Annotated in this window: 21 protein-coding genes; 6 read left to right on the top strand and 15 right to left on the bottom strand. The window is 60.8% G+C overall.

All coding sequences use genetic code 11. The features are described 5' to 3' along the window. Window position 1: 1 nt before the first annotated feature. Window positions 2-511 carry a hypothetical protein gene (locus tag QRN04_RS16700; protein ID WP_350224947.1) on the bottom strand — a complete coding sequence of 170 codons (510 nt, stop codon included), beginning with the start codon at window positions 509-511 and terminating at the stop codon, window positions 2-4. Between the two features lie 238 nt (window positions 512-749). On the opposite strand from QRN04_RS16700, the gene QRN04_RS16695 reads away from it, so the two are divergent. Next, on the top strand, window positions 750-998 hold the full coding sequence (locus tag QRN04_RS16695) for a WhiB family transcriptional regulator (protein ID WP_003804966.1): 249 nt from the start codon (window positions 750-752) through the stop codon (window positions 996-998). Between the two features lie 133 nt (window positions 999-1,131). Here QRN04_RS16695 and QRN04_RS16690 read toward each other — a convergent pair whose 3' ends face one another. From QRN04_RS16690 to QRN04_RS16675, 4 genes are read right to left on the bottom strand one after another with little or no spacing between them, the layout of a single operon-like run. Further along, entirely contained in the window at window positions 1,132-2,601 is a 1,470-nt protein-coding gene (locus QRN04_RS16690; RefSeq protein ID WP_284977151.1) for a sensor histidine kinase, read from the bottom strand. A gap of 32 nt (window positions 2,602-2,633) precedes the next feature. Next, window positions 2,634-7,490 (bottom strand): NAD-glutamate dehydrogenase, encoded by a 4,857-nt coding sequence (locus tag QRN04_RS16685; RefSeq protein WP_284977150.1) that lies wholly within the window; start codon window positions 7,488-7,490, stop codon window positions 2,634-2,636. A gap of 57 nt (window positions 7,491-7,547) precedes the next feature. After that, entirely contained in the window at window positions 7,548-8,867 is a 1,320-nt protein-coding gene (locus tag QRN04_RS16680) for a CpaE/TadZ family protein (RefSeq protein WP_284977149.1), read from the bottom strand. After that, window positions 8,864-9,508: an SAF domain-containing protein gene (locus QRN04_RS16675; RefSeq protein ID WP_284977148.1), complete on the bottom strand. Its 645-nt coding sequence runs from the start codon at window positions 9,506-9,508 to the stop codon at window positions 8,864-8,866. Before QRN04_RS16675 ends, QRN04_RS16680 begins: the two co-directional genes overlap by 4 nt. 153 nt (window positions 9,509-9,661) lie before the next feature. Here QRN04_RS16675 and QRN04_RS16670 point away from each other — a divergent pair, with 153 nt between their 5' ends. After that, window positions 9,662-9,883, top strand: coding sequence for a helix-turn-helix domain-containing protein (locus QRN04_RS16670; RefSeq protein WP_284977147.1), 222 nt, complete (start codon window positions 9,662-9,664; stop codon window positions 9,881-9,883). Window positions 9,884-9,899: 16 nt separating this feature from the next. Here QRN04_RS16670 and QRN04_RS16665 read toward each other — a convergent pair whose 3' ends face one another. Then, the gene (locus QRN04_RS16665; RefSeq protein ID WP_284977146.1) at window positions 9,900-10,472 is read right to left on the bottom strand and encodes a hypothetical protein; all 573 of its coding nucleotides are present in this window, start codon (window positions 10,470-10,472) and stop codon (window positions 9,900-9,902) included. Window positions 10,473-10,623: 151 nt separating this feature from the next. Here QRN04_RS16665 and QRN04_RS16660 point away from each other — a divergent pair, with 151 nt between their 5' ends. Both QRN04_RS16660 and QRN04_RS16655 read left to right on the top strand, forming a co-directional pair. Continuing rightward, a complete protein-coding gene (locus QRN04_RS16660) occupies window positions 10,624-11,385 on the top strand; it encodes a LysM peptidoglycan-binding domain-containing protein (protein WP_284977145.1) in 762 nt (253 codons plus the stop codon). Between the two features lie 163 nt (window positions 11,386-11,548). Beyond that, window positions 11,549-11,965: an Rv3235 family protein gene (locus tag QRN04_RS16655; RefSeq protein ID WP_284977144.1), complete on the top strand. Its 417-nt coding sequence runs from the start codon at window positions 11,549-11,551 to the stop codon at window positions 11,963-11,965. Between the two features lie 100 nt (window positions 11,966-12,065). Here the strand turns inward: QRN04_RS16655 and secA are convergent, their stop codons facing one another. The 7 genes from secA to mtrA form a co-directional block, all read right to left on the bottom strand. Beyond that, entirely contained in the window at window positions 12,066-14,807 is a 2,742-nt protein-coding gene (secA, locus tag QRN04_RS16650; RefSeq protein WP_284977143.1) for a preprotein translocase subunit SecA, read from the bottom strand. Window positions 14,808-14,942: 135 nt separating this feature from the next. Further along, window positions 14,943-16,181, bottom strand: a complete 1,239-nt coding sequence (locus QRN04_RS16645) for a winged helix-turn-helix domain-containing protein (RefSeq protein ID WP_284977142.1) — start codon at window positions 16,179-16,181, stop codon at window positions 14,943-14,945. A gap of 27 nt (window positions 16,182-16,208) precedes the next feature. Then, window positions 16,209-16,940: a ribosome hibernation-promoting factor, HPF/YfiA family gene (hpf, locus tag QRN04_RS16640; protein ID WP_284977141.1), complete on the bottom strand. Its 732-nt coding sequence runs from the start codon at window positions 16,938-16,940 to the stop codon at window positions 16,209-16,211. Between the two features lie 162 nt (window positions 16,941-17,102). Then, entirely contained in the window at window positions 17,103-18,200 is a 1,098-nt protein-coding gene (locus tag QRN04_RS16635; protein WP_284977140.1) for a ComF family protein, read from the bottom strand. Then, window positions 18,197-19,879, bottom strand: a complete 1,683-nt coding sequence (locus QRN04_RS16630) for an LpqB family beta-propeller domain-containing protein (RefSeq protein ID WP_284977139.1) — start codon at window positions 19,877-19,879, stop codon at window positions 18,197-18,199. Before QRN04_RS16630 ends, QRN04_RS16635 begins: the two co-directional genes overlap by 4 nt. A 23-nt stretch (window positions 19,880-19,902) precedes the next feature. Continuing rightward, a complete protein-coding gene (gene mtrB / locus QRN04_RS16625) occupies window positions 19,903-21,882 on the bottom strand; it encodes an MtrAB system histidine kinase MtrB (RefSeq protein ID WP_284977138.1) in 1,980 nt (659 codons plus the stop codon). After that, a complete protein-coding gene (gene mtrA, locus QRN04_RS16620) occupies window positions 21,854-22,528 on the bottom strand; it encodes an MtrAB system response regulator MtrA (RefSeq protein WP_284977137.1) in 675 nt (224 codons plus the stop codon). Before mtrA ends, mtrB begins: the two co-directional genes overlap by 29 nt. Before the next feature lie 237 nt (window positions 22,529-22,765). Here mtrA and QRN04_RS16615 point away from each other — a divergent pair, with 237 nt between their 5' ends. Continuing rightward, the gene (locus tag QRN04_RS16615; RefSeq protein ID WP_284977136.1) at window positions 22,766-23,491 is read left to right on the top strand and encodes a DUF4166 domain-containing protein; all 726 of its coding nucleotides are present in this window, start codon (window positions 22,766-22,768) and stop codon (window positions 23,489-23,491) included. Here QRN04_RS16615 and QRN04_RS16610 read toward each other — a convergent pair. Further along, window positions 23,488-24,504: a uroporphyrinogen decarboxylase/cobalamine-independent methonine synthase family protein gene (locus QRN04_RS16610; RefSeq protein ID WP_502868819.1), complete on the bottom strand. Its 1,017-nt coding sequence runs from the start codon at window positions 24,502-24,504 to the stop codon at window positions 23,488-23,490. The genes QRN04_RS16615 and QRN04_RS16610 overlap by 4 nt on opposite strands. A gap of 21 nt (window positions 24,505-24,525) precedes the next feature. Continuing rightward, window positions 24,526-24,915, bottom strand: a complete 390-nt coding sequence (locus tag QRN04_RS16605) for a chorismate mutase (protein WP_284977134.1) — start codon at window positions 24,913-24,915, stop codon at window positions 24,526-24,528. Between the two features lie 130 nt (window positions 24,916-25,045). Here QRN04_RS16605 and QRN04_RS16600 point away from each other — a divergent pair, with 130 nt between their 5' ends. Continuing rightward, the gene (locus tag QRN04_RS16600) at window positions 25,046-25,702 is read left to right on the top strand and encodes an NADPH-dependent F420 reductase (RefSeq protein WP_284977133.1); all 657 of its coding nucleotides are present in this window, start codon (window positions 25,046-25,048) and stop codon (window positions 25,700-25,702) included. Window positions 25,703-25,755: the final 53 nt, after the last annotated feature.

Raw genomic sequence — 25,755 nt, 5'->3', positions numbered from 1 at the left:
GTTAGAGTGCGGCTGACGCTCCGGCAGTCTGCGAGGCATAAGCAATGACGTCCCTCCGGAAAATCATCACTACAACTGCCAACGCCGGAATGGCCATAGCCGCGCCTTGCAGCACCAGGCCGCCGGTCATTGTCGGCACTCCGATGATGAGCACGAATAGCTGTGCCACAAGTGCGGCAGCGCGCGTCCAACGGTAGCCTCGGAATAGGAAGTGGCCCACGGCAAACAACCAGGCGGAGAACGCCAGCAGCAACGCTAAAGTAAAAACCGCTCCCCAAAATGTAAGTACAGGCGCTCCACTGAACAATTCGAACGCGTACCAAACAGCAGCTGCAAGAAGCGCTGTAGCTTCAAGGGCGACCACGACGGCGGCAAAAACCACGCTACGGGGTCGACGGCTTCGGTCCGCAGGACGAGCGGCGGCGGGCAAGCGGGGTACGCGGGGGCCGGTCGAATCGCTTTTATCGGGATCCGACGACGGTTGGTCGGGGTTTGCGGGAGGTCTTGACACACTGGCACACTACCGGACATAGTCGTCTAGCAGTGAGGGCCTGGGCAACTGATGTGATGCATCGCTCACGGATTTCGGGCATTTCAACCACCAACACCCCTTGTTTACAAGGCGTTAACATGAAACGCTTGACTCAGACGACCAAGGGGGCCCATGCGGGCCCCTTTCCTTTGTAGCCTCTCGTGAAGTTTTTCACAAAAGGCTTTCCTAGTTCTCACGAATGGAGTGACTGATCAGCATGGATTGGCGTAATCGCGCAGCCTGCCTCGACAAGGACCCGGAGCTCTTCTTCCCAGTCGGCAATACCGGACCAGCACTTCTTCAGATCGAGGAAGCGAAAAGCGTATGCCGTCGCTGCCCCGTAGTTGACACGTGCTTGCAATGGGCGCTGGAATCCGGACAAGACGCCGGCGTCTGGGGTGGTATGAGCGAAGACGAACGCCGCGCCCTGAAGCGTCGCGCCGCCCGAGCACGTCGCGCCTCCTGAGGCCAGCTCACACCTCGGCATAAACGCTCAGCAAAATATCAAATATAAGGGCCGCGGACCGATTCGGTTCGCGGCCCTTATATTTGCCCATGCGGTCGAGCCTTCGCCGGGGCTTGATACCTCGCTCGCGGCGCTACGGCCGCGCCAGGTTGAGGACGATCTCCACGGCCGTTCCGCCTCCCTCACGGTGCGACCACTTAATGGACCCACCGAGCTCACTTGTCACAAGGGTGCGGACGATTTGCAACCCCAAGCCCTCGTTGTACGGCCCGTCAGGAAGTCCCACGCCGTCGTCAGCGATGGTCACTGTCAGCAACTCGTCATTGCCGTCACCGTCGCTGCGGTCGGCCAGCAACCAGACTGTTCCCGTCCGCCCCTCCAGCCCATGCTCGACGGCGTTGGTCACCAGTTCGTTGATCACGAGGGCAAGGGGTGTGGCGAAGTCGCTGGGCAACTCACCGAATTTGCCTGCCCGTTCTGTTCGCACATGCTGAGAGGGCGACGCGACTTCGGCCGACAAGCGGAACTGCCGCCCGATCAACTCATCGAAATCGACGCTTTGGGTCAATCCTTGGGACAAGGTTTCATGGACGAGCGCTATGGTAGCCACCCGGCGCATTGCCTGCTCCAGTCCTTGCTTGGCTTCGTCGCTGACCATCCTGCGTGACTGCATCCGCAAGAGTGCAGCCACGGTTTGGAGATTGTTCTTAACGCGGTGATGGATCTCCCTGATGGTGGCGTCTTTGGTAACCAGCTCCATTTCCCTGCGCCGTAGTTCCGAGACATCCCGGCACAGGACGAGGGCACCGAAACGATGCTGCTCGTCCCGCAATGGAATGGCTCGCAGCGAAAGGCTGACGCCCCTGGACTCAATCTCACTTCGCCAAGGCATTCGACCAGTCACCACCAAGGGCAGCGTCTCGTCCACCATTCGCCGGTCTTTGAGTAGGCCCGCGGTAACTTCCGCGAGTGAGCGCCCCTCCAGCGACTCGACTTCGCCCAGCCGGCGGAACGCTGAAACGCCGTTCGGGCTCGCATACTGCACGACGCCCTCAGCATCGAGCCTGATCAGGCCATCACCAACACGGGGCGCTCCCCGGCGCGACCCCGTCGGGGAGGCAAAGTCCGGCCACAACCCCAAGGTCCCCATACGCAACAGGTCATAGGCGCACTGCCGGTAGGTCAGTTCGAGCCGGGAGGGCATCCGGGAACTGGACAGATCCATATGGGATGTGACGACTGCCAGGGTCCGTCCGTTGCGGACCATGGGCACCGCCTCAACCCGGAGCGCCATCTCGCTGCTCCAGTTGGTTTCGCTGGAGCGCTCGATGGAGCGGCTGTTCCATGCTTTTTCCACGAGCGGCCGCAGATCGGAGCGTATGCCCTCGCCCACGAAGTCCGCATGGAAGACCGTATGAGAGGTCGACGGACGGACGTGGGCGAGGGCAATATAGCCCAGCTCCGGGTGGGGAAACCACAGTGCCAGGTCCGCAAAAGCCAGATCGGACACCATCTGCCAATCGCCCACAAGGAGGTGCAGCCATTCGGCATCGCCAGGCCCGAAATCAGCGTGTTCCCTGATGGGGTCTGTAAAGATTGCCACTGCACCTCCATTTGCGGCGCCGGGAAGGGTCCCTAGCGTCGAACGATTGACCTCAAGAGCCTTAATGCTACCGACAGTGATGCCATATCATCGGCCTCGAGGGCATTCACCTCGTCGAACATCGTCTTGGCGCGGCCGAGCTGCTCCGCGTTCTGTGCCTCCCAGGCCGTCAGCCGGTCCTCTGCGTTACTCCCCGGCTCTGTCGACTCCAGCACCGACGTCGTCATGTCTGCGACCGTCGAGTAGAGGTCGTCCCGGAGTGCAGCACGGGCCAGTGCCTGCCACCGATCATCGCGCGGCAAGGAGCTGATCCGCTCCAGCAAAGAGTCTGCGTGGAAACGGTTGAAGACCGTGTAGTACACGTGTGCGATGTCTTCCACGGCACCGGTCCCGCCTTGGGCAATCCGCGCAATGTCCAGGAGCGCGTAGCTCTCGAAGAGTTCCGCCCACCTGTGCGCCAGGTGTTCGGGCAGTTCCCAACTGCGTGCCTGCTCCAGCCACGCGCTGATCCTGACCTTGTCCTCGCCCCGCAGGTACTCGAGAAGCTTTGCCCGGAGGGGCGTCATCATGGGTTTGAAGGCGTTTACCACCTCGGCAATCGGCTGGGAGGTGACGCCTTGGCCCAGCACCCAGCGGACGGCCCGGTCCAGAAGCCGCCTGATATCAAGGTGGATTTCGCTCCAGTGCTCGGTTGGGAACGACGCCGGCAGTGCATTCAGCTCGGCCACCATGGAGTCGAGCTCGTAGATTTCCCGCAGTGCTATGAACGCCTTGGCCACAGCTACTTCATTGGCTGAGGTTTCTTCGATGGCCCTGAACGCGAACGTGATTCCGCCGAGGTTGATGATGTCGTTGGCTACCACGGTGGCGATGATTTCCCGCCTCAAGGGGTGGGTGTCCAGCTCGGCGTCGAACCGTTCCCGCAGTTGCTTCGGGAAGTAGTTCCGGATAGTTTCCGCGAACCACGGGTCGTCGGCGAGATTGCTGTCACGGAGGGCAGATCCCAGTTCGATCTTGGCGTAAGCAGCAAGCACCGAAAGCTCCGGGGAGGTTAGGCCCTGCCCCTGTTCCAGCCGCGCACGAAGCGTCGCAGTAGTGGGCAGCGCTTCAAGCTCACGTTTGAGGTCAGCCGATTTTTCGAGCCAGTCCATGAGCCGTTCGTAGCTCGGGCTCCATTCGGCAACACGCGTGCGATCGTTGAGAAGCAGGATGTTTTGATCAATGTTGTCCTGCAGGACAAGGCGTCCGACCTCGTCGGTCATATCGGCAAGGAAGGAAGCCCGCTCCGACGGCTCAAGTTTGCCGGCAGCCACCATGCGGTCAATGAAGATCTTGATATTGACCTCGTGGTCAGAGCAATCCACACCGGCCGAGTTGTCAATGGCGTCGGTGTTGAGGATGACCCCCTGCAATGCCGCCTCGATGCGTCCGCGCTGGGTGAGTCCAAGGTTGCCACCTTCGCCGACCACTTTCACGCGAAGGTCCCGACCATCGACACGGATCGCATCGTTGGCTTTGTCGCCGACAACCGCATGCGTTTCGGTACTGGCCTTCACGTAAGTGCCAATACCGCCGTTGTAGAGCAAATCTGCGGGGGCAAGCAGGATCGCCCGGAGCAGCTCCGGAGGGCTGAGCTGGGTGGTCCCGTCCGGCAATCCGAGCGCTTTCCGCACTTGGTCCGAGACTGGAATGGCCTTCGCCTGACGAGGGTAGACCCCGCCCCCTTCGCTGATAAGCGATCGGTCGTAGTCGTCCCATGACGATCGCGGCAACTCAAAGAGCCTTTGCCTTTCAGCGAAGGACGTAGCCGCATCCGGAGCCGGATCCAGGAAGATGTGACGGTGGTCGAACGCTGCCAAAAGGCGGATGTGCTTGGAAAGGAGCATGCCATTACCAAAGACGTCGCCTGACATGTCGCCGACGCCTACAACCGTGAACTCTTCAGTCTGGGTATCGAGGTCCAATTCACTGAAGTGGCGCTTGACCGATTCCCAGGCACCACGAGCCGTGATTCCCATGGCCTTGTGGTCGTATCCAACCGATCCACCCGAAGCAAAAGCATCGCCGAGCCAGAACCCATATTCTGCCGCCAGCCCATTAGCTGTGTCTGAGAACGTAGCGGTGCCCTTGTCTGCCGCCACCACAAGGTAGGAATCATCGCCGTCGTGGCGGACCACGTTCGACGGCGGTACGAGCCGTTCGCCATCCGGCGACGCAACCAAGTTATCCGTTATGTCCAGAAGACCACGGATGAAGGTCTTGTAACTCTCGATACCTTCAGTCATCCATGCCGCCCTGTCGACCGACGGGTTGGGCAACTTCTTGGCAAAGAATCCACCCTTGGCACCCGTGGGAACAATGACGGCGTTCTTTACAGTCTGCGCTTTGACCAAGCCGAGGATTTCGGTCCGGAAATCTTCACGCCGGTCCGACCAGCGGAGACCGCCCCGAGCTACCTTGCCAAAACGGAGATGGACGCCTTCGACCCGTGGGGAGTACACCCAGATCTCGTACATCGGCCTCGGGAAGGGCAACCCGTCAATGGAGGTCGGGTCAAGTTTGAAGCTGACGTAGTCCTTGCCCTGGTAGTAGTTGGTGCGAAGCGTCGATTCAATGAGGTTGACGAAGGTCCGTAGGACGCGGTCGGCGTCGAGGGTGGCCACTTGCTCGATTGACTCCGAGAGCCCCGCCCGTGCCGAGGCCTGTTGCTCTTGGCGCTGGTCCTCCGCGATTGAGGGATCAAAGCGCGCAGCGAACAGGGCGTTCAGCCCACGCGCAACGTCCGGGTTGGCCAGAAGCGTATCGGCGATGAACCCAAATGAGTTTGTGTTGCCCATCTGGCGCATGTATTTGGCGTACGCCCTCAGCACCACTACCTGACGCCAGTGCATGGCTTCCCGAAGCACCAGCTGATCAAACTTATCCGACTCCACCATCCCCGTAACGGCAGCACCAAAGGAATCGGCCAGGAGGTCACCTGTGGTGAGCGGGTCGACGTCGGCCGGGTACTTCAGGCCCAGGTCGTACAGGAAGAAGTCCCGATGGTCTGCAGTTTCAATTTCGAAGGGTCGCTCATCCAACACTTCCAACCCAAGATTGTGGAAGTAGGGCAGGATTTGGCTGAGGCTTTTAGGTTCCATCAGGTAGAGCTTGACGCGGGCGTCTTCTTCCAGCGCCTCACCGGCACCCGAGGGCAGGTAGACGTGGACACCGGGTTTCAGTTCCCTCGGGTCCACACCTTCCTGGACTGCCTGCGCACCATACTTTTCAAAGCGTTCTATATCCTGCAGGGCATCTTCAACTTCGTAGTCAACCCGATACCCGGCGGGGAACGCTTCGGCCCAAAGACCCGATAAAGCCTCCGCCGTTTCACTCGGAAGGTTTTCCCGCAAAACCTCCGCGATGCCTTCGCTCCAGGACCTTGAAGCCCGCATCAACCGATGTTCAAGCTCCTGCACGTTCACTTCTGCCAGTTCCGCTGCACGGGGCAACCTGATCCGGAAGAACACGCGGGCCAATGCTGACTCGGTTATACGAGCTTCATAGTCGATGCTCTCCGCCTGGAACGTTTCACGGAGCTCCTGTTCAATCCGGAGGCGGACGCTTGTGGTGTAGCGGTCACGCGGCAGGTAGACGACGGCGGACATAAAGCGTCCGTAAATATCGGGCCGAAGGAAAAGCTTGGTGCGGCGACGCTCCTGCAAGCGCTGAATTCCAGTCGCGGTTGCTGCCAGATCCGGAATCTCGATTTGGAACAGCTCGTCGCGCGGATACGTTTCCAGAATGCCGAGCAGGTCCTTCCCTGAATGCGAATCGATGGGGAATCCGGCGTTGCGGAGGACAGCATCAACTTTGTCCCGGACGATCGGTATGCTTCGCACGGAACCGGTATAGGCACTCGTGGCGAACAAGCCAATGAAACGGCGTTCCCCGTTCACGTTGCCCAAGGCGTCGAAGCTCTTTACGCCTATGTAGTCCAGATAGGCCGGTCGGTGAACGGTGGATCGAGAGTTTGCTTTTGTGATGACCAAAGCGCGCTTTTCACGAGCACGTTTGCGACCCGCGTCCGTGAGGTGCTGGATCTGGCGGGTGTCGTCGCCGGTTCGAAGCAACCCAAGGCCGCTGTCCTCACGGAGCTCCAAGACGTCCTCGCCGTCGACATCAACGAGGTCGTATTCACGGTATCCCAGAAAGGTGAAGTTGCCTTTGTCCAGCCAACGCAGAAGATCCTGCGCCTGGCGGAGCTCGGCAATCTGTTCCGGGTGGGATACGTTGTCCAGTGCTTCAGCGAGCTCAAGTGCCTTGCTGCGCATCTTGGGCCAATCCTCGACGGCGGTACGGACATCGCCCAGGACGCGCTGGAGACCGTCGATCAATTCCGCACGGGCCTCATCGCTCACCCGATCAATCTCGACCGAAATCCATGACTCCATGTGCGGAGCGTTCGTCGAGTCGCCGAGAAGATGCGCGATGCTGGGAAGTGCCGCGGTATCACCACTGGAAATTCCCACGTTTGACGGGACCCTGGAGATGCTGCCCAGCTCCCCGGAAGCTTGGTCGCGGGTGACTACGAACAAGGGGTGCATCACCAATCGGATGGCACAGCCTTGACGGACCAGCTCGGCGTTGACGGAATCCACCAAGAACGGCATGTCGTCGGTGACGATGTACACCACGCTACGGTCCGCTTCGCTGTTGATCTGCACAAGCGCGTGACCGGGACGGCGGGACTGCGCAACCTGCCGGTGATGTGTCGCCCGTGATATCAGCTGCTCGGGCGAGTATCCGCGGGAGTCCTCCTCTGCGAGATGCTCATAATAGTCACCGAAGAACCCTTCACGGACAACTGCTGCATCGGACCGATCCTCCACGCTGGATCCTGACGACATCGACAAACGCCTCCATCACAAGTTGATTGCTGCGACTCTGCAGCCCACAATCCGAGCCTAGCGCTTTAGAGACCTCCGAGCTCTGGTGTACCGGCCAAAGGATTTGGCTTTTCGCTGGGCGGACGCACATACGAGTTGAGCGATGCTCTGACGCAGGGCTGAGTCCGGCGCCGTCTCCAGAAGTACGGATCCTCGGAGCAGAGCTTCTTGGCAAACTGCGACGTCAAAGGGAAGGAACGCATCTATACGCACATCGGGGCCGTACCGCGCCCAAGCATCCCGCAGCTGTTCCCTGGGCGCACGCCCAACGGAGTGCGGACTGGTTTTGTTCAGGACGACCCTAGGAGTGGCCTGTGGAACGGCTGCCCGGAGCTCGGCGAGCCCTCTGACGAGTCTGGGAATACCAATGGAATCGGCTGCACCCACGGCGAAAACGACGTCGGCAAGCTCCAGGCTTCGAAGAGTTGCGGCGTTCCGCCGCGGCGCCATGGTGTCGAAGCTCAGTTCTTCGTCGGATTCCAAGCAAAACCCCGTATCCACTACGACGATCTCCGCCAACTGACGAGCTCGCTGTAGGACGACCGAGAGGGCCCCCGCCCGCAGTTCAGTCCACCGGTCAGCGCGCGTGGTCCCTGTTAGTACCCTGAGATTGCCGACGCGCATATGCACCTCCGATGCGGTGGCCATCAGGGCATCCACGTCAAGGAGGCCCTGGTCTGCCAGCCTGCAGGCTTGAGCGATGCCCGCAGATTCATCCAATAGCCCCAATACTGATGACACACTGGCACTGTAACTGTCAGCATCAATGAGGGCTACCGACTTACCCTCGGCCGCCAATTCCGCCGCAATATTGACCGCGACTGTCGTCCTTCCCGGTGCGCCCGCCGGTCCCCACACGGCAATGATTCGGCCTGATTCGTCCGGCAGGTCCTCGGCAGCACCTGTAGGTTCGATGGCAGCCCGCAACGGCAAGGCCGCAGCAGGGTCCGCGAATCCGACGTCCCTATGCGCCGCCCCTCGCCCCGACCCGTCGACCCGATCTACGGCGTCGGCGATCTTTTCCGCCAACGCCTCGGGCTCGATACCCGGGGTCGCCGGCACGGCGCCAATCGACCGGAGGCGGCCGGCCTCCTGGGGATCGTCGGTGAGGGCGACCACGCAGACACCTACAGCCCCTAGCCTGTCCACAAGAGTGACGGTCAGCTCCTCCGACCCCTCGGCTACGACCGCCGCCAACGCGAGCCCGCTTTGGCATGCAGCCATGAGCTCGGCAAGCTCTGAGCAGCGACGAACCACGGTCACCGGGCCATGTAACCGTTCAAGTGCCCCGACAACGTCGATGTGGGGCGGACCCACCGTTATGACCGGAATACTCATCGGACGGAACCTGATGGATTCCAGACCACCGACACCTTGGCCTTGTTCGCCTGCGCCCCGAGGAGCTTTGGCATCTGTTCGTCAGTCACCAGGACAAGGACCACCGTCGACTTCGACCCACCGAGGGAGGCAGAAGCGGAGGTCACCTGAGCTATCTCCGCCCCCGGAAGCAACAATTCAGGCTCGTCGAAGGCGCTCTTCACACCCGGCATGGCGACCCAAACGTCCACACGGGCCCCGGGCACTGCCTGTGAAGGAAGCGCTTCTTCTATGGTGATAGCGACCGGCTTACGGTCCAATGCGTCGGGTTGTCCAAGGCTTGCCCTAGGGAGAAGCTGATTCTTAGCGATCCTTTGCAGGGCGACCTTCCCGGAAGCCAACCCATCCTCAACGCTGACGTAGCTGGATGCGACATCGTTGAGGCTAACCTTGGCTACGCTCAGGTCGGCCTCGGTGATGACTTGGCCGACGGAAATGTCTTCCCGCGCGATGTACACCTGCGCGGTGTGGTCAGCGGCCCCCACTAGCGCAATCACACCGGCCAAGGCCAACAGGACAAGAAGGATGCCCATCAGAAGGCGTGGGTCCTTCCAGGATGGCCTCTTAAGCCTGGTGGCTACGACGGGTGAGTTTGAAACCATTTATTTCTTCCCCCAAAGAATGACGACTTGTCCAGTGGACCTGCCCCATCAGTCTCATTGAGGGTCCCGGTCACTTCAAACCGAACCACTACAAGAGCGGTAAAACTGTGGATAAGTGCATCAAACGGCCTGTTTCAGTGGCAAAATAGAGCTATGCCCCGATTTTTGACTCTGGCGGATGTCGCCGAACAACTCCAAATCAACTCACCCCAGGCATACGCCCTCGTTCGAAGCGGCGAACTGAAAGCCATTCAGGTAGGAGGGCGTGGCCAATGGCGCATCGAGGAAAAGATGCTCGAGCAGTACATCGAAGACCGGTATGCAGAAGCCAACCGCGCAATTCAGGAGGCCAAGACCAAGACCGCCAAGGGCTAAGCCGCGATCGGTCGGCCTAAAACTGCTGATTACCTCGGGAAGAGATGGCGGAGAGCGCTCTAAAAGGGACTGTGGCAAGAGAGATGACGCTACCGGAGCGCCGTGCGTCTCCGCCGGGATAGGCAGCAACATCGAAATGGTCTTGGCCAACCCTGTCGATGACACCGTGGATTTGTTGGCTCGCGCTTCCGGCCACAGCAAGGTGAATAGTGAGGTCCGTTCGGTTCTGTGCCAAGACTCTGAGTGCGCTTCTTATCCCCAGCGGCTGAACGAAGCGCGCTTGTGGCTTACGCGCAAGACGCCCCAGCCCGCGGTAGGAACTGACCGCCGTCGTCGGGACGAGCCACTGGCGGGTTCCCTCGGTCAGCACGAGCCAATCGCATCCAACGTGCCCTAGCCGCCCTGCGATAAGGCCGCCGTCGTTCAAAGCAACCGTTATCTCCGAGAGGACCGCGCCGCGCAGGCGGTCAGCCAGTTCAATCCCGGCGGCCTCCACCCTCGCTCGGTCAGTAATCTCTGCCTCGACGGCCAGCGCACGGTCAGCCCACATCTGTGATTCCAGATCCGCAAAGAGAGAGTCCCATCTCATGAAGCCAGACTAGGTGCAAGGATGGAGGTGCGCCAGCCTTTACACCCAGCACGCGTAAGGATTGGACAAACGACCTCGGATGTGGTCAGAATGATCTCAATTGCAGTAAAATGCATCAAAATTCATCAAATGTAAGCTTGGGGGCTTCGCGATGGCGCGTAAGAGGAAAACTGATGTAGCACTTACGCTGTCCATCCTGGCCCTGGCAATGCTCTTGATCCTTGTCGGACAAGTCCTCCTCGGTCAATTGCTCAGCACCGTCAGCCATAAGCAGCAACTGGATTTCTCCAAGGCGCTTGGTTTTGCAGCGTACGGGGCCGGCACCGCGATCATGGCTTGGTGGATCATTTCATTGACGCTGGCACTCGTGTCCTCAGCTTTACAACGGGCAGGACGACTCAACGGCGCCTCCGTGGTGGCCAAATTCAGCCCGAACTTCATGCTGAGACTCACGGTCGCCCTCATGAGCCTTGACCTCCTCGGAGCTGGGGCCGCTCACGCATCCTCCACTCCACCAAATCCCGGATGGCAGCCGAGCCATTCGAACTCGGTCCCGTCCCCTGCCCTGCCGTGGGCCACGGGCCCGGACGAACAGCTGGCAGACACAGCAACCGTGGATTCTGCCAGCGACGCTCATGACCCACGCTGGAAACCTCAGGCACCCTTGGTTGACCCTGGTCTTTTAGGCAAACAGGCCTCTCGGTCCGGGGCCCCGACGGACGACCTTGAGGTGATCGTCAAGGCCGGCGACTCCCTTTGGTCGATCGTCGCTGCGAGGCTTGGACCCATGGCCTCGGATGTAGACGTCGCCCGGGCCTGGCCCAGATGGTACGCGGCCAACCGCACCACTATCGGCGACAACCCGGCGGTGCTGCTGCCAGGCCAAGTACTTCGGCCGCCCGCATACGGTTGACCGTTTAGCAAGGCGCCAACGGCGTCGCTATCTTCCGACTCACCGGACCAAGCCCGCTCAGGGGCCAGGTCCAATCCCCGAAAACAATCCCAGAGTCATTCCCAGCAGAAGCCACCGAGCTAGGCGAACCCCCGCGTCCGGCTCAAGTTGTGATTCCAGAGGTATGACCGTGACCACAGCAACTGCCAACCGTTCGCGAATAAAACGTACATCCGCCGTTTCCGGCTCCCCGGGGCAAAACATCGACGTCCGCTTGGTGGCCCGGACCATTGCGCAGGCAGCCATGGAGGTTCTGGCCGGAACTCGGCCCGTGCAACAACTGTCGCGATCACTTGATCCGAATACGTACTTGTCGCTCCAACATCGTGCCGCGCTTACACGTGAGCACATGAAAATCAGTCGCGGGCGCAATCCTCTGCATGCAAGTCCCACCGTCCGTTCCGTCCGGGCATGCAACATATCTGAACTTATCTGTGAAGCCAGCATCGTGGTCGCAGAAGAGCAACGGACCCGCGCCGTCGCCATGCGACTGGAACGCATGGACGGTACGTGGCGGGTCACCGCCCTAGAGATAGGCTGACCCGCTAGCCGCCAAACGGAACAACCCCGGACAATTTGTCCGGGGTTGTTCCGTCGTTCGCCTATAGGGTCATGCGCCTATAGGGAAGTACTTGACCTACTTAGCGCCGCTTCCTTTTTGCAGGTTTCCGCTGCTCCTGGCTCGCTGCCTTCGCAGGGTTCCCTGAGCGGCCGGACGAACGGCTCTCAATGCGTGTCTGCGTTCCGCCGTCCTCCGCTGGTGCGGTGTACTGCAACTGGGCGGGCTTTTCGGGCGCCTGCAAGCCTGCGGCCTTGATCTGCGGATCGTGATGTTCGGTGTGTCCGCCGGCCGCCGAGCTGTCAGCTACCACCACATCTTCGGCGGGAGTGACCTCAACTTCGAGGTTGTAGAGGAACCCGATGCTCTCCTCGCGGATCGCTTCCATCATGCTCTGGAACATCACAAAACCTTCTCGCTGGTATTCAACCAACGGGTCACGCTGGGCCATGGCCCGGAGGCCAATTCCCTCTTTCAGGTAGTCCATCTCATAGAGGTGTTCCTGCCACTTGCGCCCAATCACGGACAAGACGACGCGTCGCTCCAGCTCGCGCATGCTTTCGGAACCGATGGCTTCTTCCCTGGCCTGGTAAACAAGCCTCGCGTCGGACAGGATCTCATCCTTCAGGAACTCGGCGGTGACATTCGCCTTGCCCCCGGCCTCCTCGATGATGTCCTGCGCAGTGACGGTCGCAGGGTACAGCGTCTTCAAAGTGGACCACAGCTGGTTGAAGTCCCAGTCGTCGCCATTACCTTCGGCCGTCGCGGCATCAATGAGTGCATTGATGGTGTCTTCAAGGAAGAACTGAACCTTTTCGTGCAGGTCATCCCCTTCAAGAATCCGACGCCTGTCTCCGTAGATCGCCTCGCGCTGGCGGTTAAGAACGTCATCGTACTTCAGAACGTTCTTGCGCTGCTCAGCGTTGCGGCTCTCGACCTGGCCCTGGGCCGAGGCAATCGCCCGGGAAACCAGCTTGGACTCCAAAGCGACGTCGTCCGGCACGGAGCTGTTCATGAGGCGTTCGGCAGCACCGGAGTTGAACAACCGCATGAGGTCATCGGTCAGAGAGAGGTAGAACCGGGATTCTCCCGGGTCACCCTGACGCCCGGAACGTCCCCGCAACTGGTTATCGATCCGCCGCGACTCGTGGCGCTCCGTACCGAGGACATAGAGTCCGCCAAGGTCCAGCACTTCCTCGTGCTCGTCCTTGACAGCCTGTTTGGCGGCGGACAGGGCCTCAGGCCATGCAGCCTCGTACTCCTCGGAGTTTTCCTCCGGATCCAAACCACGCTTGGCCAACTCGGCGATGGCCGTGAACTCAGCGTTGCCGCCCAACATGATGTCCGTGCCGCGGCCAGCCATGTTGGTTGCCACTGTGACTGCACCTTTACGCCCGGCCTGGGCGACGATGGACGCTTCACGCGCGTGGTTCTTGGCGTTCAAAACCTCGTGGCGGATGCCTTCCTTGGACAGCAGCTTGGAAAGATACTCGCTCTTCTCCACGCTGGTAGTGCCCACAAGAACGGGCTGGCCTTTTTCGTGTCGCTCGGCGATGTCCTTCACCACGGCGTCGAATTTAACCACTTCGTTCTTGAAAACGAGGTCCGATTGGTCGATCCGCTGCATATCGCGGTTGGTGGGGATGGCAACAACACCGAGCTTGTAAGTGCTCATGAACTCAGCGGCTTCTGTCTCCGCTGTACCGGTCATTCCAGCAAGCTTGGAGTACATGCGGAAGTAGTTCTGCAGGGTCACCGTGGCAAGCGTCTGGTTTTCGGCCTTGATCTCAACGTTTTCTTTAGCCTCGATGGCCTGGTGCATGCCTTCGTTGTAGCGCCGGCCGGCGAGAATTCGGCCTGTGTGTTCGTCGACAATCAGCACCTCACCATCAAGGATGACGTAGTCCTTGTCGCGCTTGAACAGTTCCTTGGCCTTGATGGCGTTGTTCAGGAAACCAATGAGAGGAGTATTTGCGGATTCATAGAGGTTTTGGATGCCGAGGTAGTCCTCGACCTTCTCGATGCCCGCCTCCAATACACCGACCGTGCGCTTCTTCTCGTCAACCTCGTAGTCAACCTCGGGCTTAAGACGAAGAACCACTTTGGCAAATTCGCTGAACCAACGGTTGGTGTCACCTTGCGCGGGCCCGGAAATGATCAAAGGGGTGCGGGCTTCATCGATGAGGATGGAGTCCACCTCATCAACGATGGCAAAGTTGTGGCCCCGCTGTACAAGCTCACTGGCATCCCATGCCATGTTGTCGCGGAGATAGTCGAACCCGAATTCGTTGTTCGTACCGTAAGTGATGTCTGCTGCGTACTGCTCACGGCGCAGCGCCGGGTCTTGGTTGGACAAGATGCAACCGCTGGTCAGGCCCAAGAAGCGGTAAACACGGCCCATGAGCTCGGACTGGTACTCGGCCAGGTAGTCGTTCACCGTGACAACGTGGACGCCCTTGCCGGTGAGCGCATTAAGGTAAGCCGGGGCAGTTGCTACGAGGGTCTTGCCTTCACCGGTTTTCATCTCGGCGATGTTGCCCAGGTGAAGCGCTGCGCCACCCATGAGCTGGACGTCAAAATGCCGCAGACCCAACGTGCGGGCAGAGGCCTCGCGCACCGTTGCGAAAGCTTCGGGTAGAAGCGCTTCCAAGGTTTCGCCGTCTTGGTGACGGGCGCGGAGGCGGTCCGTTTCCTCGCGCAGTTCGGCGTCCGTGAACGACTTAAAAGACTCTTCCAGGGCATTGATGGAATCGGCATAGTTCCGCAGTTGCTTGAGTGTTTTTTTGTCACCCGTGCGAAGAAGTTTTTCGATTATTGATGCCACGTGAAATTGCTCCCAGTCTCATGCTGCCGAATTCTGGCTGTTTCAGTCTACGGGAGAGACCACCACCACGTTGCCGGGTTTCCCTCTGAGCGGACTGAGGAACGGCACCTGCCCCTAACGCTGGAGCAGGAAACCTTACACAACGTATGCGTCTTGGCGGGCTACCGCTTCTGACAGCGACGGCGCGAGGTCGCCCACCGGCCAAACCACGACGTCGGATAACCCCAACCACCGCGCCATCAACGTCAGTTCGGCTGCAAGTTCGACGGCGGTGTCCCCCGGCGCGCCCTGCTCAGCGAACGCGGAGCGAACCAAGAGTCGACCTTCGGACCTCTCGGCTTTCAGGTCCACCCGGGCGACGATGTTTTCCCCGAGAAGGAAGGGCAATACGTAGTAACCGAACCGGCGTTTGGCTGACGGAGTATAGATTTCGAGCCGATAATGGAAGCCGAACAACTCCTCAAGCCGCCGCCGTTCAAAAACCAGGGAATCGAAGGGGCTCAATAATGCCCTTCCTGTCGCCTTCCGCGGCCTTGCAGCTTCCACATGCATGTATGTTTCGCGGTTCCAGCCATTGACCGGCGTTGGTGTCAGTCGACCCGCCCGCACTAAACGCTGCACGGATTCAAATCCGGCCTTGAGCGGAGTCCGGAAGTAGTCGGAGAAGCATCGAACAGTTCCGATGCCGTGGGCTCTCGCCGCTGCCTCCATCAGCCGATCGAGTGAAGCGTCCCGGTCCAAGACGGTGTTCCCGCCGGCGGAATCCGAAAGAGCCTCCGGAACAACCCTTGACGTCAGCGTATATCTTCGTTCGAATTGCGGTGTCCGCGAGGCCGCAGAGACGCGCCCCTCTTCGAAGAGGTGCTCCAAGACGCGCTTGACGATGTTCCAGTTCCAACCCCAATTGACGCGTTCCGCTTCCGGCACGTGCCCCAGTTTTTGAGTGAGCTCGGAGGCAGTCATAGGGCTTTCGACGGCGAGTACCGCCAAGATACGCTCCTCAAGGTCCCGTCGGATTGCGGGTTCCAAGTGATGGGCCCCAACCCACGATCGCTTCTGCCAAACGAGCAGGTCGGGAAAGTGTTCCGGCCGGATGAAGCTCGCCTCGTGCGCCCAGTACTCCATCATCCTCCGGGGCCTCCGGCTGGCCATGGTCTGGAGAATCCCGGAATCGTACTCCCCCAGCCGGGAGAAAAAGGGCAGGTAATGGCTCCTTGCCAGTACGTTCACGGAATCGATCTGGACGAGGTGGAGTTGGGCAAAGGTTCGGCCCACTGCCCGTGCGGTTGCAGGGCCAGTAGGCCGAACTCTTGCTAGACCCTGGGCGGCCAAGGCTATCCGCCGAGCCTGGGACAGGCTCACCGGTGTGCCCATTGAAGCCCTTTCGTGTGGGTGGTTGCCTTATTTTGCGGTTGCGGCTTGGTCGTCGGATCGGTAAGCGTGAATCTTCTCCTCGACCGCTTCCTCACCGGGCTCGCAGGTGGAGTCAAGCGTAATCACACCGTAGGTCCAACCACTGCGCCTGTAGACCACAGAGGGTGCGTTTGTTTCCTTATCCATGAACAGATAGAAATTGTGGCCGACGAGTTCCATGTTGTCTACGGCGTCGTCAAGCGTCAGGGACGCCGCGGGAAACACCTTGCGACGGATCAGGACCGGCGAGTCGCCCGCTGGAATGTCGTTCTCGATCTCATAGGGGGAACGCTCATCGGGTTCGGCAGAGGACCCCTCCTGGTGGTTGCTGGCCTCGACGTAAATCGGCTCGGTGGTGCTGGCGGGCTCGAGCGTCGCGGTGGCCTCACGCACTGCCTTGGGTGTGTGGCGTCCATGATGTACTTTCTTCCGATCCTTGGCGCGACGAAGTCTTTCCAGAAGCTTGTTGTACGCGAGATCGAAAGCAGCGAACTTGTCGTCGGCGGTAGCCTCAGCACGGATAACGGGGCCCCGGCCCAGGACGGTCACTTCCACGGTGAGCTGGCCCGGCGCCTGCCGGGGATTGGTTTCCTTGGAAACCTTCGCGTCAACTCGCTGGACCTTGTCCCCGAGCGATTCAATCTTCGAGATCTTCTCGCCGGCATATTCCCGAAAGCGGTCAGAAACTGTCAGATTTCGTCCGCTGATCATGAAATCCATAGTGCCCTCCAAATAACTCAGGTGACACGACAACGACTCTGTTGGGGGCTGGTCTGGCGGACAGTCGAGCCCCTTTCCGAGCCGCTATCGACAGGTACATCTGTTCACGGTACCCACACCCGACGTTAGTTCATTGCCACCAGTTATTCATCCTTTAGACCCTTATTTTTTGATTGAGTCCCTCGGAACCGGATGAGTGGCCGGAGCAAGCGTGGAGTCGTAAGCTGGTGGCCTCGTGGCTGCGAGGACAACTGCACCGCAGACAACACCACCAGCCGCCGTGACCGCACGCGCCGCCTCGGCCAGAGTAGCTCCAGTGGTGAGAACGTCGTCGATCAGGAGGCATCTCTTGCCCGCCAGCCGCCCGGTCCACAACCAGCGAACTTTAATCGTTCCCCTGACACGCCGGGCACGTTCGCCCCGACCCAACCCCTTCTGTCCGGTTGCGCGCTTGCGCTCGGATTGGCCGGTTGCTCCGGCAAGGGCCATATCTGCGATGCTCCGTCTCCACCATGCGGGGGCGCTGGCGGCATGCCTGTTTGTCACCTTTTTCAGTGCGGGCAACGTGGGGTAATCGGGTAGTAAGTGCCGCATGCGAATGCCGAGGAGAATGAGGTGAACCGGGCTGAATCCCCGTTTGCGATACGCCTTGCCGCTGGTGGGAACGGGTACAAGGTAATAACCGGGCTGCCCGGCCACTGCCGAACGCACTGCCTTGCTAAGGCAACCGGCCAGTACGCCGGCCAATCGCCACTGTCCGAGCCGCTTGAAAGACAGCAAGCCTTGCGCGAGCTCGTCGCGGTACGGCCCTGCCGCAACCACCCCGAGCCTGGACGTGCCATCGACGTTGACTAAGACCGGCGATTCCTGCTCCGCCCTGAATGGTCGTCGGCATAGGTTCCGCACATGCCTTGCGCACGCGCTGCAAAGCACGGCATCCTCCGCGCCGCAGCAGACGCAGTCGACAGGAACCAATACGTGGAGGAGATCCAGGACTGCGCCGAGGACTGCGTTTACAAGGCGCGCCCAGCGCCGGCGGGGACTGCCTCGGCGTCGTGCTCTGCCGGGATCGTCACCATAAAGGTCGGGGTCCAAGCGGCGTGCCGCCGGTCTTGCACGTGGACCAGTTGGGGCAGCGGAGACTCCGGGAGGCGTAGTTGAGATTGCCGGGTTCATGGCAACAGCCTGCGCCTCGAGTGCCAGATCGGAAATCCGCTGATCGCCGTATGTGGACAACAACGCCGGGGGTAGACGGATCAACCCGGGAAGGCTGGCTCTGTTGGCCCTTTCAGCTGAAGTTCCCAACCGTTGCCGACCCTCTGGAAGATCCCAGCCTGTGACTGTCCGAATATCTGGTCCGGCCCGTTACCGGCACTGAGGCTGGTCAAGCCATCCCACGGTGGCAACTCCTGTGGATCACCGGATGCCAGCGATAACAGCTCCGGAACAACAGCGGTGGTAGCAGAAGGGGCCATGACTGCCACGGTGGAACCGTCCACCCAGGTTCCTTGGTCAGGCGATGTGCTGCTTAGCAGGGTGATCGGTGTGGTGAGGTCCTTGGGGGCGCCATCGGGATTGCGGACAATGCCCGTGATCTGAACGGCCGATTTGCCATTTACTTTGGAGATAACGAGGGCCCTTGTGCCCTCCCTGGAAATCCTGAACTCCGTCACGGTCCTACCGGAAAGCCAAGGTGGCGTCAGCGTGACGCTCGGAACTGCCGCCCCTGGGGCGACCTTGGTGGGCTGAAACGCCACCACTTCCGTGGCACCGCTGGCACCCGGGCCAGCCGTCCAAACCCAATCGCGGGGACTGAAGGACGGGCGGGTGAGGGTACTCCGGGTGGTAAGCAGACGCGCCGGCTGCCCCGGCTCCATGGAATACAGGGTAGTCCTGTCGCCATTGAGGAACGCTACCGTTTGCGAGACGGGTGACTCCGCCGGCAACCGAGGCCCCAATGCAGCCACGGACTGCATGTCGGGAAGGGGCGAGACCCTGTTGTTCTCGTAACGCGCCAAATCTCCATTGCTGACGGCGATCTCATGTGCAGGGACGTTCTTGTCCAGCACGGGCGGCAGCACGGAACCGTTGTCGTCAACGCGAACGAGGTCTTGATCCGCGCGCAGCTCAACGTTGATCACGTCAGGTTGGCTCCTGAACGTCAAAGCGAGCTGGTTCTGCATGCGCTGCCGGTCTTCAGCCGAAGCATCGATGAGTTCTTTTGCGGACAAGTCCACTTGCGCCGCCCCGGACACGACCGGGACCGACTCCCGCGCCAGCTTAATTCCGGCGGGGAAGGCGCTTACGACGGCGCCGCGCAGGTAAGGTGCCGGGCCTGCCAGCAGGGCACTCGTCATCGATTTGACGGTTTTTTTCTTGATGAACCATCTGAAGTCCGGCACCGCGTAGGTAAAGGTGGGGTCGTAGAAGTAGATCGGGAATGCGCCGTAGATAACTTTGAAGGTTTCCTCCGGAATCGCAGTCCCGTCCGGCACTTTGGAGATACGCCACTGTCCGTCCACCTGTTCAACGGAGACGGGGATTGACTCCTTGGTCCCTGGAGGGAATTGCGTGGCAATTCCGTCGGCGTCCACCGAGTAGGCCAGATCAAGCTCATACACGAAGTCGTTCTCGACGGCGGTTTTGACCACCTTCGCTTGCCGGAAAACGATGGCCCGTGCGTCTGGCTTCCACGTTACCGATTGGGCCTGGGTCAGATACTGCCGTGCCACGGGATAGTCGTCTTCATAGCCGCTGCCAGCCATGTAGAAATCTTCGATAATGGCCTCGGGGGTGGACCCTGGACGTGGCGCGGCAGGGAAGAACACCGGCGCGTTGGCATTTCCGGCACTTTCGTCTTTGCTCTTGCCCACAGGCCCGGACCGCGGGATCTGGGCGCAGGAAGCAAGGAAAAGCATCAGGACCGCCAGGATGGCCATGAAAACCCTTGGGCGAACGGTTCTCACTTCTCCTCCCCTATCTCTGTGTTGACGTCCTTTGGGTGAAGGTCCGTTGCCATCCGGCCTGCAGTGCCGGCCACTTGTCCAAGGCTGCCCGACCCACTGCCCCACACGAGCATCTGGCGTTCCGGCGTCGTTCCAGGGAGTTCGATGTCCGCAGGCTCGAGCAGCAAGGGCGACTTTGCGATGACGCCGCCCCGTTTTAGCGGCAACGTCAACCTGAAGTTGGAGCCCGCGCCTTTCCGGCCCCATGCCTGTAACCAACCGTTGTGAAGTTTGGTGTCCTCAGCCGCGATGGAAAGCCCTAAGCCGCTGCCGCCCGTGGTTCGGGCTCGGGCCGGATCGGCGCGCCAGAAGCGATCAAAGACCCGCGCAGCTTCAGCCGCAGTCATACCGATGCCATGGTCCCTGACGGAAACGGCCACAGCATCTGCGTTTGCCGCTACAGATATCTGGACCGGCTTTCCCTCACCATGCTCCAGGGCATTGAGCAGCAGGTTTCGCAGGATACGGTCTATGCGGCGGGAATCCATTTCCACGATGATGTGCTTCTGCCGAGAACTCAACCGGACCTCCGAGCCATATTCTGCGGCCACCGGAGCAGCACCCTCCATGACGTGCGAGATCACTTGGAAAATATCCTGCGGTTCTGCGTCGAGGACAGCGGCACCGGCGTCGAAGCGTGAAATTTCCAGTAGGTCCGAAAGCAGGGACTGGAAGCGTTCTACCTGGTGGTAGAGCAGTTCCGCGGACCTCTTATTGATGGGATCGAAGTCCTCGCGCGCATCGAAGAGGACCTCAGCGGCCATTCGCACCGTAGTCAGCGGGGTGCGCAATTCGTGGGATACGTCGGAGACGAATCGTTGCTGCATCTGGGACAAGGTGGCCAGCTGCGTGATCTGCTCTTGGAGGCTGGCGGCCATGTGATTGAATGAGGCGCCCAACCGCGCCACTTCATCCTCACCCTTAACCACCATGCGCTCTTGCAGCTGGCCCGCGGCGAGCTTTTCGGAGACCACTGCGGCGTGGCTAACCGGGCTGACCACGTTCCGCGTCACGTACCAGGCAATGGCGGCGATCATCAACACGAGCGCGGCCCCGCCTGCCCACAACACGCTTTGGATTTCGTCCAGGGTTTTTTGGGCCGTGTCGAGGTCGTAGATCAGGTACAGCTCGTAGACGGTGCCGTTGAACGTGACCTTGTTCCCGACGGCGATGCCTGGATGGTCCTCATTACCGACTGGAAACTGCGTTGATGCCCAAAATTGCTGCTTGCCACCCTCCTGTACAGCCTTTCGAAGCTCCGGAGGGATCACGCGCACCGTCAGCTGGTCCGAGGCCCGCGATTCAACCCAACGGTTGCGGGGCTTGGTTTGCTCCGGCATGGCCTCGAACACGTAGCGCCGCTGAACAACGGACCCACGCCCCTCCACAGCATTCAAAGTGTCATAGACAAGGGTGATGACGCTCGACTGATCGGTGACCTGGGCGCCGTCGAACGTGTCTTGGACTTGTTTGACGTTGTAGCGGGTCTCGGATTCAGCCTGAGACAGCCGTTCTTGGAACAGGTTGTTCGCTATCTGGTTGGAAAGGTATGCGCCGACAATGGCAAAGGAGGTGACAGCCAGTAACAGGGTGGTGAGGACCGTGCGGAACTCCAAGGAACGCCGCCAGCGCCGGACCAACGAGCGCCACAAGAAGCGCAGGGCCGGCCTGAGCTGCCGGACGCCTAAGGCCACCAAGCGGGACACCCGGAGGACCAGGATCAGGCTGCGCCGGGTCCAGATCCGGGCGCGGGTCAGGAGCCACCGGAGGTTTCGGGGTGGAGCGGCGGGGGCCTCCGGGGCGGGCACCATCTCCGGTTCCCCAGGCGCGCCTTGGTGATCGCCCTCGGGATCGGGGGTGCTGGAGCTGAGCTCCGGGTCCGCCGGGCTGGACTTGCCAGCCGGTAGGTCAGGAACCTGCTTTATATCCGACACCACGCACCGTCAAAACAACCTCGGGCGCTTCCGGATCGCGTTCAATCTTTGACCGCAGGCGCTGGACATGGACGTTGACCAGGCGGGTGTCCGCGGCATGCCGGTAACCCCAAACCTGTTCAAGAAGTAATTCGCGGGTGAAGACCTGCCACGGCTTCCGGGCCAATGCCACGAGGAGGTCGAACTCAAGCGGGGTCAGCGAGATTCGTTCCCCTGCCCTCGTGACCAGATGGCCTGCGACGTCGATGGTCACATCAGCGATCCGTAAGGTTTCCGGAGCCTTTTGCTCCCCCGGTCGCAGGCGCGCGCGGACGCGTGCCACCAATTCGGCGGGCTTGAACGGCTTGGGCACGTAATCGTCGGCTCCCGATTCCAAGCCACGCACGACGTCGGAGGTGTCCGACTTTGCGGTCAGCATCACGATGGGGACGTCCGATTCACCACGGATTTGCCGGCATACTTCAATGCCGTCGGAACCGGGCAGCATCAGGTCCAGGAGCACCAGGTCCGGCTTGGAGGAACGGAACACCTCAAGAGCTTGGCCGCCGTCTGCGCAGAATACGGGCTCGAAGCCATCATTGCGCAAGACGATGCCGATCATCTCCGCGAGTGCTTCGTCGTCATCTACTACCAGGATGCGTGCCTTCATAGTTATATATTCCCTTATCACCAAGTCTATGTCCTCTTGGGCGCGGGGCACGGCATGGCGCCCCAAGGACACTTCCACCGTACTGCACCACAGGCGAGGTTACCGCCGTCGGGTATTCTCGCCCGCGGTGGAGTGGGTAAGACCAGCTCGCATTGCTATGTAGGAAGTCCCCGTGACGGTAGGCTGAGGCTTCTCTGAGTGCAGTTCAGTTGTCGCAGTTCAAAGGGAGGACACGCCATGAACACTCCGATCTACCAACTTGCCCTTGGTAGCGACTTCGCGAAACTGGCCCCCGAGCTGCAGGACTACTTCTCGTTGGCTGCGGGCTCGGGCCGCTACGGCGTCGGAGAAGGCATCTTTGACGTTGTTGGCTGCCGGCAGAAATGGCTCAGGCCCTTACTTGCCCTCACGGGAAATGAAGAGGCGTTCTTTCCCGAATACGGCGAGGAAATCCCCTTCCGAATCGAGAACCATGCCCACGTGGACCCGTTCGGCCGTCAGGCGCTCACGGCTCGGCGTGAAATCTACTTCCCCTCAGGCACCCGCTTGTTCCATGACACCACCAGCGCGATCGTTCCGTCGCCCTCCGGAGGCGATCCACACGCCAGGGCCCGTTTGGTTGACCATGTGGGCAGGTACCGGCGGATGGTCACCGACCTCAATGTCAGTGCCACCGCCGATGGAAAGCTGCGCGGCGTCTCGCAAGCGAGCCGGCTGTTCCTGGGCCCGCTCCGGATCCCCCTGCCCGCACCGGTGGATGCGCGCGCATACGCTGAGCAGTGGTGGGACGGGGCTGAAGGCATGCACCGCATCCAAGTGAAAGTCATTCAACCGCAGGTGGGCCTTGTCCTGGTCTATGCGGGGCGCTTTAGCTACCGGCTGGTGCCGTACTTACCGGGCGCCGCTCCCGGAACCACGTTGCCCCGGTATGCGGAACCTGATCGATGGGAAAGACGGGTTTAACCTCGCGCGAGCTGGTCCAACCCATCTGCCACCTGTGTCAGCTTCGCAAGCACAGCCTTGGCGCGGGCCGGTGTCAGGTGTGCCAGCCCGGATGACGGCGTGACCCGGAGTGCGGCCAAGCCTGACAGGGGGAGGCCCAGTTGACGCCACGGCCTCTCAATGCTGGCAACGATCTCGGCGGTCCTGGGCAGCTCCGCTTGGGCGTCGGAGGTGGGCAATGCCCCAGCCCAGAGCCGCTTACTGTTTTCCACTGCCGCAGCCAGCTGTTCCCACTGCCGGCTGGTCAGGGCCCGCAGTGGTACAGCGACGCCGTCGGCCCCTGCGCCGATGATGCGCTCGATAGGCGCCTCGATCTCGGGCACCGAAATGACAACCTCGACGACGCCGGCCGCCTTAAGCGCGTCGATGACCAAGCGCCACGCACCCGAGACCTCATCGCCCGGGACAGATCGCAACGTCCTGTAACCACTGGCGGTGGGGATGGTTCCGGCCATGACTGCGGCAACATCGGGTTCATCAATCTGAACCACCACATCCGCTCCCGGTACGGCGTCGGAAACGCGGCGTATGTGGTCCGGCACTCCAACGGCCAGGGACTCCGCTATGTCCCTCCTTGCCCCGTAGTCCAGCAACGCGCGCTCCCCGTTATGCAGGTAGAGGTTTGCTGCGAGTGTCAGGGGTCCTACCAGCTGTATCTTCAGTTCGCTGGCTCGAGAATCCTCCGCGCCGGCAGTATCGGCGAGGATATTCAGGTCTGTTGCCAGCGCCGATCGCGCCCTCTGTGCGTCCCGTCCGGGGTTGTCCACCAGCCGCCAACCGTGCGGCTGGACATCGATGGCCATGTCAACCAACATTGACCCCGTCCTGCCAATAGGGTCAGAGCCTACTCCCCGCCCGGGAAGTTCGGCTAGGAACGGGGCATGGGGGTCCCCCAACTCGCCGCGGATGACTTCTGCGGCCTCAACCGGATCAATACCCGGCCATGAACCGAGGGCAGTGGCGCTGGCCTGCATTTCACTCACTGGCTGCATCGCTTACGCCTGTTGGCTGGATACTTGGTGATCCTCTGCGATTGCTTCGTGATGTCGGATCACTTCACTGATGATGAAATTGAGGAACTTCTCTGCGAACGCGGGGTCAAGATGAGCGTCCTCGGCGAGGCGTCGCAGCCTGGAAATCTGGGCTGCTTCGCGTCCAGGGTCGCCGGCCGGCAGCTTGTGTGTTGCTTTGAGCACGCCGACTTTCTGGGTGGCCTTGAAGCGCTCGGCAAGAAGGAAAACGAGGGTGGCATCGATGTTGTCGATGCTGGACCGGATGGACAACAGCTCGTCCATGACGGCGCGGTCCACATGCCCGGCCAAGGAACTAGCGGCGGGGTTAAAGGAATCGTCGTCATCAGGGAGGGCTTTGTTTTGCTCGGTCATGCAACCCAGTCTAGGGCGCTGGGCGGACTCTCTGCGGGTATGACTTGGCGGCCATACGTTGGCCCCATGCCGCGAGCCGGGAATCGGAGCACAATGGCAGGACCACGGCAGATCGGACAAAGGAGAAACCATGAAAATCGCTGTTCTGGGCACGGGAATGGTGGGACGTACGTTGGGTAGCGCGTTGGTCTCCCTTGGACATGAGGTCTTTATGGGTTCCCGGGAGTCCGGCAATCCCACGGGCGTCGAGTGGGCCGCGCGATCCGGCGCCCTTGCCCGTGCAGGATCCTTCAGCGAGGCCGCGAGCAACTCGGAACTGTTGGTGAACGCCACACCGGGCACAGTGAGTTTGGCCGCCTTGGCGGAGGCCGGTCCGGCGAACCTGCAGGGAAAGGTCCTGCTGGATGTCTCCAACCCACTGGATTTTTCCCGAGGATTCCCGCCGTCCCTGACGGTCAGCAACACCGACAGCATCGCGGAAACCATCCAACGTAAATATCCTGGAGCCCGGGTGGTGAAATCCCTGAACACAGTGAGCGCCCCGGTGATGGTGGACCCTGGCCGCCTTCCCGGGGCCCATGACATTTTTGTGGCCGGTGACGACGCCGACGCCAAGTCCACGGTGGTTGGCCTGCTGCAGGAATTCGGCTGGCCCACCGGGAACATCCGTGACCTGGGCGGGCTGGACGCAGCCCGTGCAATGGAGATGTGGCTTCCTCTGTGGCTGCGGATTTTCATGAAGCAACCGGAAGGGAAGATGTTCAACATCGGCATTGTGTCCGAGTAAGGATCTCCAGGCATCACTCCCCGCGCCACGAAGGCCCGCTCCCTAGGGGAACA

It is taken from the genome of Arthrobacter sp. efr-133-TYG-104 (assembly GCF_030208915.1).
Taxonomy (GTDB): Bacteria; Actinomycetota; Actinomycetes; order Actinomycetales; family Micrococcaceae; genus Arthrobacter.
The sequence above is the reverse complement of the archived record's forward strand: the minus strand, read 5'-3'. Positions and strand labels throughout refer to the sequence as shown.